Here is a 10,254-nt window from a genome sequence, read left to right as displayed (position 1 = left end):
GGCTGATGCTGATGCAGATGTTCCCGGCGGTGCTCGCGCTGGTGGCGATCTTCGCGATCTTCGACCGCATCGGCAGCGTGTTCCCGTTCTTCGGCATCGACAGCCATGCCTCGCTGCTGCTCGCGTACTCCGGCGGCATCGCGCTGCACGTGTGGACGATCAAGGGCTACTACGACACGATCCCGGTGGAGATCGAGGAGGCGGCCAAGGTCGATGGTGCGACACCGTGGCAGGCCTTCCGGCTGGTGCTGCTGCCGATGGCGGTGCCGATCCTGATGGTGGTGTTCCTGCTCGCCTTCATCGGCGCGATCATCGAGTACCCGGTCGCGTCGATCCTGCTGCATGAAGAGGCCAAGCTGACGCTGGCGGTCGGGTCCAAGCTGTTCCTGTACGACCAGAAATACCTGTGGGGCGACTTTGCGGCGGCGGCGATCCTGTCGGGACTGCCGATCACGGTCGTGTTCATCCTGGCGCAGAAATGGATGATCTCTGGGCTCACCGCCGGGGGGATCAAGGGATGAGGTCCGTCGTCGCCCTGCTGTTGCCCCTGTTGTTGAGCCTGCTGGCCGCCTGCACGACCCCCGCCCCCGCGCCCACGCCCCCTGCCCCGCCACCCATCAGCGGTCCGATCTCCGTCCCCGGCGCCTTCGCCGACAACCCGATCGTCTACTTCGCCATCACCGACCGCTTCGCCAACGGCAACCCGGCCAACGACCACGCCTATGGCCGGCAGCGCGAAAGCAACCCGGCCGACGACATCGCCACCTTCCACGGCGGCGACCTGAAAGGCATCACCGACAAGCTGAACGAAGGCTGGTTCCGCGAACTCGGCGTCAACGCGATCTGGATCACTGCGCCCTACGAGCAGATCCACGGCTGGGTGGTCGGCGGCGACAAGGCCTTCAAGCACTACGCCTACCATGGCTACTACGCGCTCGACTACACCGTGCTCGACCAGGCCATGGGCACGCCCGACGAGCTGCGCGAGATGGTCGCCACCGCGCACCGCCAGGGCATCCGCATCCTGTTCGACGTGGTGATGAACCACCCCGGCTACCTCGACCTGCAGACCGCCCGCGAGCTGAACCTGAAGCTGCTGTGGCCCGGCAGCGAGCGCGCGACGCTGCGCGACTACCACGGCTTCATCGACTACAACAGCTTCAACTTCGCCGACTGGTGGGGCCGCTCGTGGGTGCGGGCCGGGCTGCCGGGCTACCTCGACGGCGGCCGCGACGACCTGACGATGCAGCTCGCCTGGCTGCCGGATTTCCGCACCGAAAGCACCGAGCGGGTCAAGCTGCCGACCTTCCTGCGCGCCAAGCCCGGCACGCGCGCCCGCGACCTGCCCGACGCGACGGTGCGCGACTACCTCGTGACCTGGCTCAGCGACTGGGTGCGCGAGTACGGCATCGACGGCTTCCGCGCCGACACCGTCAAGCATGTCGAGCCCGCCGCCTGGGCCGCGCTGAAACGCTCGGCCACCACGGCCCTCGCCGACTGGAAGGCGCGCCACCCGGCCGACAGGATCGACGACCAGCCGTTCTGGATGGTCGGCGAGTACTGGGGCCAAGGCCCGGAGCGCAGCCCGTTGATCGACAGCGGCTTCGACGCGCTGATCAACTTCGAATTCCAGGACCAGGCGCCGCAGTTCGCGCAGCCCGACGCGCTGTACAGCCGCTACGCGTCGCTGCTGTCGGGCCGGCCGGGCTACAACGCGCTGAGCTACGTCTCGTCGCACGACACGCGGCTGTTCGACCGCAGCCGCCTGGCGCAGGCCGGCGCCGCGCTGATGCTCGCGCCCGGCGCGGTGCAGGTCTTTTACGGCGACGAGACCGCCCGCCCGCCCGGCCCGGCGCCGGCCTCCGATCCGCAGCAGGCCACCCGCTCGGACATGAACTGGGCCACGCCCGACACCGCGCAGCTCGCGCACTGGCGCCGCCTCGGCAGCTTCCGCGCCCGGCATGTCGCGCTGGCACGCGGCGTGCATCGCCAGTTGTCGGCCAGCCCCTATGTGTTCAGCCGCGTCGATGCCGCGACCGGCGATGCGGTGGTGGTCGCGATGGCGGTGGACGGCACCGTCACGCTGCCGCTCGGCGGCAGCTTCGGCAACGGCGAGGCGCTGCGCGACGCGTACAGCGGCCAGCGCGTCGAAGTCGTCGACGGCCGGGTCACCCTCACCGCCTCCCGCTACGTCCTTCTCGAGCGGGCGCCCGCGGCCACGCTGGCCGCCACCCCTGCCCCCGCCCTTCCCCTGCTGTCCCCTCCATGACCATCGACCTCAGCAACCGTTCGACGCCCTTCAACGACCTGCGCTTGCTGGCCGACATCGGTGCGACCTACGCGCGCTTCTGCATCGAGCCGTCGCCGGGGCGGTTCGAGCACGTGGCGGTGCTGCCGTGCAGCGAGCACGCCGGCATCACCGAGGTGATCCAGGCCTACCTCGCGACGCTGCCCGAACTCAAGCCCCGCCACGGCGCGGTGTCGATCGCCAACCCGATCCAGGGCGACCAGGTGCGCATGACGAACCGCGACTGGGCGTTCTCCATCAAGGAGGTGCAGCAGCAGCTGAAGCTGTCGACGCTGCTGGTCGTCAACAACTTCACCGCGCTCGCGATGGCGCTGCCGGGTGTCGGCCCGCAAGGCCGCGTGCAGGTCGGGGGCGGCGCGCCGCAGGCCAACGGCGTGATCGGCCTGCTCGGGCCGGGCACCGGGCTCGGCGTGTCGGGCCTGATCCCGTCCGGCGACCGCTGGACCACGCTGGCCACCGAAGGCGGCCATGTGAACTTCGCGCCCAGCGACGAGCGCGAGATGCGGGTGCTGCAACATGCGTGGAAGAGCATGTCGCGGGTGTCGGCCGAGCGGCTGATCTCGGGGCCGGGCATCGAGCTGATCCACCAGGCGCTGCACCAGGCGCAGGCATCGGACCGCGAGCTGTCGACCGCCGAGATCGTGCAGCGCGCGCAGCAGCACGATGCCGCCTGCCTCGAGACGCTGGAGGTGTTCAGCGGCATGCTGGGCTCGATGGCCTCCGACGTCGCGCTGACGCTCGGTGCCACCGGTGGCATGTACGTCGGCGGCGGCATCGTGCCGCGGCTCGGGCCGCTCTTCGCGCGGGCCATCTTCCGCGAGCGCTTCGAGGCCAAGGGTCGCATGAGCGACTACGTGACCCGCATCCCGACCTACGTGCTGACGGCCGAGAACCTGGTGTTCCAGGGCATCTCGACACTGCTGTCCGACCACGTGCCGGACGCCGACGGCAGCCACCCGCTGCTCGAGCGCGTGCGGGCGTCGGTGACGACGCTGTCGCCGGCCGAGCGGCGTGTCGCGAACTTCGTGCTCGACAACCCGCGCACCGCGCTGAACGACCCGATCGCGCTGATCGCGCAAGGCGCCGAGGTGAGCCAGCCGACGGTGATCCGCTTCTGCCGCTCGCTCGGCTTCCAGGGGCTGGCGGACTTCAAGCTGAAGCTCGGTTCCGGGCTGACCGGCACGCTGCCGGTGCAGCGCACGCAGGTGCGGCGCCAGGACGGCACCGCCGACCTGTGCGCCAAGGTGCTCGACAACACGATCTCGGCCATCGTGCAGTTCCGCGAGGCGCTGAACGTCGATGCGGTCGACCGCGCGATCTCGCTGCTGCGTGAGGCGCGGCGCGTCGAGTTCTATGCGATGGGCAACTCGGCGATCGTCGCGCTGGATGCGCAGCACAAGCTGTTCCGCTTCCGGATCTCGTCGGTCGCGCACACCGATCCGTCGATGCATTCGATGGCCGCCGAGCTGCTCGGGCCGAGCGACGTCGCGGTGTTCATCTCCAGCTCCGGCCAGCCGCCGGAGCTGTCGCGGGCGGCCGGCCTCGCGCTGGACCGCGGCGCGAAGGTGATCGCGATCACCGCGAGCCAGTCGCCGCTCGCGCGCAAGTCGACGGTGTGCATCCCGGTCGAGCACAGCGAGGACGCGAGCACCTTCGTCTCGATGATCTCGCGCATCCTGCACCTGCTGGTGGTCGACATGATGTCGGTCGGCGTCGCGGTGCGGCGGCTGCCGGCGGCCAGCGTCGGCAGCGAGGCCGGCACCGCCGACGGCCAGCAGCAGCCGGCGCCGGGGGTGCTGATCTCGCACGTGGAGTGACGCCGCCGGGCGCTGATCGGCGCGAAGTCAAGCCATCGCGATTCAAATTGCCAATCACCCCGCATCACAAAAGAAATCGCCGCTCCCGGCGCTGCTGGCAATACTCGCCGGCACAAGGGAGACAACGATGACACTGCGCGAACTGCGCTACCTGGTGGCGCTCGCCGAGCACCGCCATTTCGGGCATGCGGCCGAGGCCTGCCACGTGACCCAGCCGACCCTCAGCACCCAGCTGCGCAAGCTGGAGGACTACCTCGGGCTTGCGCTGCTCGACCGCAGCGGCAAGCAGCCGTCGCTGACGCCGATCGGCGAGCTGGTGGTCGAGCGGGCTCGCCGCCTGCTGGCCGAGGCCGACCAGATCCTCGAACTGAAGAACCTGCGCAGCGGCCCGCTACAGGGCGCGCTCAACATCGGGCTGATCCCCACGCTCGCGCCCTACTACCTGCCGTGGCTGCTGCCGCTGGTGCGCGCGCGTTATCCGAAGCTGCGGCTGGTGGTGCACGAGGAGATGACGCGCCACCTGGCCGACAAGCTGGCCGACCAGTTGCTCGACGTGGCCATCGTCGCGCTGCCGGGCCCGCTGCCGCAGCCCGCCTTCGTCGAGCAGGCGCTGTTCGACGAGCCCTTCTTCGTGGCGGCGCCGCCGCACCACGACATCGCCGCGCACGATGCCGTGCCGCTGCACGTGCTGGCCGAGCTGAAGCTGCTGCTGCTCACCGACGGCCACTGCCTGCGTGGCCATGCCCTGGAAGCCTGCGGCCAGCATGAATCGACGCAGGACGACGGGTGCGACTTCCGCGCCAGCAGCCTGGAGACCCTGCGGCAGCTGGTGGCGGCCGGCATGGGCTGCACGCTGATGCCGGCCCTGTCGGTCCGGCGCCGCGGCGACAGCGGGCTGGTGGTGCGCCCGCTGGCGCAGGGCCAGTCGCGGCGCATCGGCATGGTCTGGCGCGCGGGCCACCAGCGCGCGGCCGATCTGCAACTGCTGGCGAATGCACTGGGCGACGCCTTGCCGGAAGGCGTGAGGCCGCTGCGCCGCACGCTGGCCACGGCCGCCTGAGCCGTGCAGGGCCGAGCGCGATTGACGGCGTGAATCGGGCCGGCTGAGGTTCTCAACTTCCCGCGGCGCGGCGCGCTTCATAAGCTCCACACCCCTACTTCAGTGGAGCAGAACATGAACAAGCTTCTTCGTTGCAACGCGCTGCCGGTGCTGCTGGCGGTGGCCACGATGGCCGCAATGACCGCACACGCGCAGACCTCGGCGCCGACGCTGACCCGAGACAACGGCGCGCCGGTCGGCGACAACCAGAACTCGCAGACCGCCGGCCCCGGTGGCCCGGTGCTGCTGCAGGACGTGCAGCTGATCCAGAAGCTGCAGCGCTTCGACCGCGAGCGCATCCCCGAGCGCGTGGTGCACGCGCGCGGCACCGGCGCGCACGGCGAGTTCGTCGCGAGCGCCGACCTGTCGGCCGTCACCCGCATGAAGGTGTTCGTCGCCGGCACGCGCACGCCGGTGTTCGTGCGCTTCTCGACCGTGATCCACGGCAACCATTCGCCCGAGACGCTGCGCGACCCGCGCGGCTTCGCGACCAAGTTCTACGGCAGCGACGGCAACTGGGACCTGGTCGGCAACAACCTGCCGGTGTTCTTCATCCGCGATGCGATCAAGTTCCCGGACATGGTGCACAGCCTGAAGCCGAGCCCCGACACGAATGTGCAGGACCCGAACCGCTTCTTCGACTTCTTCTCGCAGCAGCCCGAATCGACGCACATGCTGACGCGGCTCTACTCCGATCTCGGCACGCCGGCCAGCTACCGGAACATGGACGGCAACAGCGTGCATGCGTACAAGTTCGTCAATGCGCAGGGCCAGTTCACCTACGTGAAATTCCACTGGAAGACGCTGCAGGGCGAGAAGAACCTGAGCGGCGCCGAGGCCGCGGCGCTGCAGGGCCGCAACTTCAACCATGCGAGCGAGGACCTGATCAACGCGATCACCAGCGGCAACTTTCCGAAGTGGGACCTGTACGTGCAGTTGCTGAAGCCCGAGCAGCTCGACGGCTTCGACTTCAACGCGCTGGACGCGACCAAGGTGTGGACCGGCGTGCCGGAAACGAAGGTCGGCACGATGACGCTGAACCGCAACCCGGCCAACATCTTCCAGGAGACCGAGCAGAGCGCGTTCGCGCCGGGCAACCTGGTGCCGGGCATCGAGGCGTCGGAAGACCGGCTGCTGCAGGGGCGGCTGTTCAGCTACAACGACACGCAGTTCCATCGCGTCGGCACCAACGTGCAGCAGTTGCCGATCAATGCGCCGAAGGTGGCGGTGGCGGACAACAACCAGGATGGCAATGCGAATGCCGGGTCGCGCACGGGGCTCGTCAACTACGAACCGTCGCGGCTGAGGCCGCTGCCGGCCGATGCGGCGTACAAGTCGAGCAGCCTGCCGCTGGCCGGCGGCACGCAGCAGGCACGCATCGCGAAGACGCTGAACTTCCGGCAGGCCGGCGAATTCTGGCGCTCGCTGTCGAAGAAGGAGCAGGCGAGCCTGATCGCCAACCTGGCCGGCGACCTGGGCCGGGTCGACAACGACGCGGTGAAGTACGCGATGCTGTCGCACTTCTACAAGGCCGACAGCGGCTACGGCAGCGAGATCGCGAAGGCGGTGAAGGCGGATGTGGGGCGGGTGCAGCAGCTGGCGGCGAGCATCCAGGAGTAGACCCGTGGCCCGGATGCCGCGGGCGCAGCAGATCCTGCAGTGGCAGGTGTCAGCGGAGGCTGTGCACGCGGGGCCGTTCCATGCCGATGCGCAGGCGATGACGGTGAACGAGCAGCCGTTCGACGTGCTCGGCGTGCAGTTCGGCTTCGAGGCCAGCATCCCTCGTGGGCTGCGGCTGGCGCTGGACAACGGCTACATCGAGGTGGACCGGCATGGCGCCGTCCGGGCCTGCCGGGGCTGTATGCCGCCGGCGAGGTCAGCAACTTCTGGTGGCGAAGTCGATCCAGAACGCGCAGTCGGCTGCCGGGGCGGCGATCATGCCGCTGAACGCTGGAAGTGATCAGCGACGGCGCGGCACGATGGCGGTGCCGTGGGCTTGAATCAGCGCACCTTGAAAACGGTCATTGCGAGAGATCCACAAGCATGACCCCCAAGCCTTTCATGGATGACTCAAGAAGGTACACCGCACCTGCCACACCCGGTGCAGCGACTCCGTACCCAAGTATTTTGGTGTCCCATGGAAGTTCTTCGAGAGCACGAATGAGAGCAACAAGGCCGTAGATTCTTTTGCCACTCCGAAGCGAGTTTTCATGCCTGGCTTTCAGTGTAGGCAATGTATTGCCGACGGTTCCCTCGGATGGGCTGCTTTCGTCAATGCTCGATCGGTCATGCTGCAGAAGGAGAGATGCTTTTTCATAAGCATCTCTATCCACGGTCGCATCAATAAACGCAAGCAGTTCGTGGCTTTTATATTTCATGGCTTGAGACCCTCCACGGGTTCATACATGCACCGCGCCCTCTGGGCTTTTTGAATTGTCAGTCGCGATAGGACAGCACCGGCTTGGCGAGAGCCGCCGCGTACAACTCCAAATTGGCCGTCAATTCCACCAATGTGCCGCCTGCAGGGAACGCGGGGTTGGAGCTGTACCCCCTGATCCCTCCGTCTTCATAGTAGTAAACCTCGTAGATCGCGAGCTCATCATTGCGAACCATTACTCGATATTCCCAAGTCATTGAGTTCATTTGTGGTAGTCAACAATGTCGTGAATGATGAGCTCGTTCTCGGTCGTACCAAAAATGACCCGTTCAGCACCTCGACCTTTGCCGCTACCACCAAGATCGATTGCAGACTTCCCCGCCAAGTCGCCCTTCAGTGCGTGCTGATTCCAGACTCTGTCCCCAGCATGAGAAGTGCCCCTAGCTGTTGCTCAATCTCTCCCAGGTCGAAACTCCCCAATCCGCTATGGGTGACTTCAAGGACCTCCGCCCCCTGCAACAAGTCATACACCAACCCGCGAAGCGCTTTGTCGGGAACCCTCTCGAAGACAAGTTCAATGAGACCGTCCATGTTCAAACATGCCCCGCGCGAGTCGGGCATTGCCTTCATCGCGTGATCCTGTGCCCTGGCTTGCTGTGATCCTCTAACGCCATTGAATTCGCGCGAATTCGGATTTCAACTTCTGTGCGATCACCGATTAAATCAACAGCATCCACGCTCATAACGATCAAGTATTTCGCTTGCTCTCCTGCGAGCGGCTCTGCTCTGATGTCATTGATGGCGTCGTTGGGAAGCGCACCGCTTGGTTCGAAGAGCACACTTTCCACCCCCTCGAAAACGATGAAACCATCTGGCAAATCTTCAGCCGTGTAGTAATCCCATGCAGTTGATCGAACGCGAGAGATGCACGTCACCTGAACTTTGACTTCAGAGTTCCAGCCATCGATCAACACCGACTTACAGCCGCGATCGCCAACGTAGATGGTTTTCAAAAAATCAACAATTTCCATAGTGATCACTTGATAGGCCAATGAGCGGCTGAGCTATTCCAGGGAACAACACTTCCGTTAATGTCGAGAGACGGCCCTTGACCTTTCATCCCGGGACCCGTGCCAAGCGCATGCCCGTGGCCGTGTGGCGTCGGGTCGTTAGTGTGCCCCTGCGGATTCAGCCGCTGGTAGTTCGAACCGTTAGGATACAGCGTGTGGGTATCGACACCACCCTTACCAGCTGCAACCGTCCTACCGCCATTCGGTTCGATCATTGCGTTGCCCTTGGAGTCCACGATGATTCGCCCGATCTGGTTTCCGGCCTTGTCCGTGGCGGGGCCGGGCAACTTGCCTACACCCCCTGCTACGGTGCTCCCACCCTTCGGTCCCGGCATGCCACCCCCAATCATGCCGCTACCGAGCGCCGCACTCGCCATCGGCGCAAGCGTGGAAAGATCGTAGTTTCCCTGGAGGCCTTGTGCATGCATGACAGCAACGCCCATCCGTACGATGTTCGGTCCGGAGCTGGGGTCGTTGGCCTTCAATTCGACGTACTGGTGGTACAGCTCCTGCATCTTTGCAGCGTCACCGGCCGCCATGGCATCCGTGAACTGCCGGTTGATCTTCTGGATCGCAGGCCCCAGGTCTGTCGGCTGCTGTTGCTGGGACTGCGTTGGCGTCCCCGAATTTCCCGCGTTCGTTGCCGACGGCTCCTTCGGGGCCGGAGTTTTTGCGGTACCCCCATCATTGACAGCGACACCCGTTTCGCTACCGTTCGACTGCGCCGCTTGGCCGTTGTCCGGCGCAACGTAAACAGCGCAGCTAGGCCGCTTCCCGCAGATGCTGTCGCTGGTGGTGTTGATCTGTATCGGATCCAACCCCGATGGGTCGGTGAACGCCAACGCGTTGTTCATCACATAGCTGTACCGATTGAACGCCTGCGCATTCGCCGGATCCGGCACGGTCGGGTCCGCGCTCGTGTGGCGCCCCAGCAGCGGGTCGTACATCCGCGCGTTCATGTTCACGAGTCCGAGCTGATCCAGGTGCTCATGCCCGGTGTAGCCGCTGTGGTCCTGCGTGTTTTTGAGGCTGCCCCACTGCGGGCCGGTGTCGTCGCTGCCGTCCGCATTGCGCCGGCGTCCCCAGGCGTCGTAGCTCATGCGCTGCAGCACTGACTGGGTCTGGTCCACCTCCGCGAGCGTGGAGCCGAGGTGATCGGTCAGGAAATAGCGCAGGTTGCGGGTGGTGTCCGCCGTCGCCGCGATCGCCGTGCCGCTGAACTTCTCCTCGATGAAGCCGAGCTGCGCCGGCAGCATCGTGCGGATCGTCGTCGTGTTGGCCGCGCTGTCGACCTCCTTCTCGACCGCGCCGCCGTACCAGATCGTCGCGGTCGGGGAACCCGCTACACCAGCATTCACTGGGCTGATCGTCTGCCGCGTCCGTGCGTGATCCGGGCCGTACAGAAACGCCGTGCGCTGCACCGGGTTCGCACCATCGAGCTTGTCGATGCTCGACGGCATGTCGTAGGACGTCCAGGTGTAGCTGCGGCCCAGGCCGGTCTTCAGGTTGCCGTTGACCTCGTAGTTGAACCCGGGGTTCGTYAGCCCGGCCACTGTGCCCTGCACCACCGAGACTGCGTTCGG

11 protein-coding genes are annotated in these 10,254 nt (G+C 66.1%); 6 read left to right on the top strand and 5 right to left on the bottom strand.

What is annotated here, in order from left to right:
* From malG to ACXJLU_RS31445, 6 genes are all read left to right on the top strand, one after another.
* On the top strand, positions 1–521 hold a 521-nt coding region (gene malG / locus ACXJLU_RS31470), incomplete at its 5' end, for a maltose ABC transporter permease MalG (protein WP_457337692.1).
* Entirely contained in the window at positions 518–2,269 is a 1,752-nt protein-coding gene (locus tag ACXJLU_RS31465; RefSeq protein WP_457337691.1) for an alpha-amylase family glycosyl hydrolase, read from the top strand. The genes malG and ACXJLU_RS31465, both read left to right, overlap by 4 nt.
* On the top strand, positions 2,266–4,125 hold the full coding sequence (gene glk, locus ACXJLU_RS31460) for a glucokinase (RefSeq protein WP_457337690.1): 1,860 nt from the start codon (positions 2,266–2,268) through the stop codon (positions 4,123–4,125). The genes ACXJLU_RS31465 and glk overlap by 4 nt, the downstream gene beginning before the upstream one ends.
* Before the next feature lie 127 nt (positions 4,126–4,252).
* The gene (locus tag ACXJLU_RS31455) at positions 4,253–5,185 is read left to right on the top strand and encodes a LysR substrate-binding domain-containing protein (RefSeq protein WP_457337689.1); all 933 of its coding nucleotides are present in this window, start codon (positions 4,253–4,255) and stop codon (positions 5,183–5,185) included.
* A 114-nt stretch (positions 5,186–5,299) separates the two neighbouring features.
* A complete protein-coding gene (locus ACXJLU_RS31450; RefSeq protein WP_457337688.1) occupies positions 5,300–6,844 on the top strand; it encodes a catalase in 1,545 nt (514 codons plus the stop codon).
* Between the two features lie 4 nt (positions 6,845–6,848).
* Positions 6,849–7,184 carry a hypothetical protein gene (locus ACXJLU_RS31445; RefSeq protein ID WP_457337687.1) on the top strand — a complete coding sequence of 112 codons (336 nt, stop codon included), beginning with the start codon at positions 6,849–6,851 and terminating at the stop codon, positions 7,182–7,184.
* Between the two features lie 61 nt (positions 7,185–7,245).
* Here the strand turns inward: ACXJLU_RS31445 and ACXJLU_RS31440 are convergent, their stop codons facing one another.
* From ACXJLU_RS31440 to ACXJLU_RS31420, 5 genes are all read right to left on the bottom strand, one after another.
* Positions 7,246–7,602, bottom strand: coding sequence for a hypothetical protein (locus ACXJLU_RS31440; RefSeq protein WP_457337686.1), 357 nt, complete (start codon positions 7,600–7,602; stop codon positions 7,246–7,248).
* A 58-nt stretch (positions 7,603–7,660) separates the two neighbouring features.
* Positions 7,661–7,867 carry a hypothetical protein gene (locus tag ACXJLU_RS31435; protein ID WP_457337685.1) on the bottom strand — a complete coding sequence of 69 codons (207 nt, stop codon included), beginning with the start codon at positions 7,865–7,867 and terminating at the stop codon, positions 7,661–7,663.
* Positions 7,868–7,994: 127 nt separating this feature from the next.
* On the bottom strand, positions 7,995–8,231 hold the full coding sequence (locus ACXJLU_RS31430; protein ID WP_457337684.1) for a hypothetical protein: 237 nt from the start codon (positions 8,229–8,231) through the stop codon (positions 7,995–7,997).
* Positions 8,228–8,632, bottom strand: a complete 405-nt coding sequence (locus ACXJLU_RS31425; RefSeq protein ID WP_457337683.1) for a DUF6258 family protein — start codon at positions 8,630–8,632, stop codon at positions 8,228–8,230. The genes ACXJLU_RS31430 and ACXJLU_RS31425 overlap by 4 nt, the downstream gene beginning before the upstream one ends.
* 5 nt (positions 8,633–8,637) lie before the next feature.
* Positions 8,638–10,254, bottom strand: a 1,617-nt coding sequence (locus ACXJLU_RS31420; RefSeq protein WP_457337682.1) for an RHS repeat domain-containing protein, incomplete at its 5' end; no start/stop codon positions are given.

This window comes from Rhizobacter sp. P5_C2 (assembly GCF_054049715.1).
The sequence above is the reverse complement of the archived record's forward strand: the minus strand, read 5'-3'. Positions and strand labels throughout refer to the sequence as shown.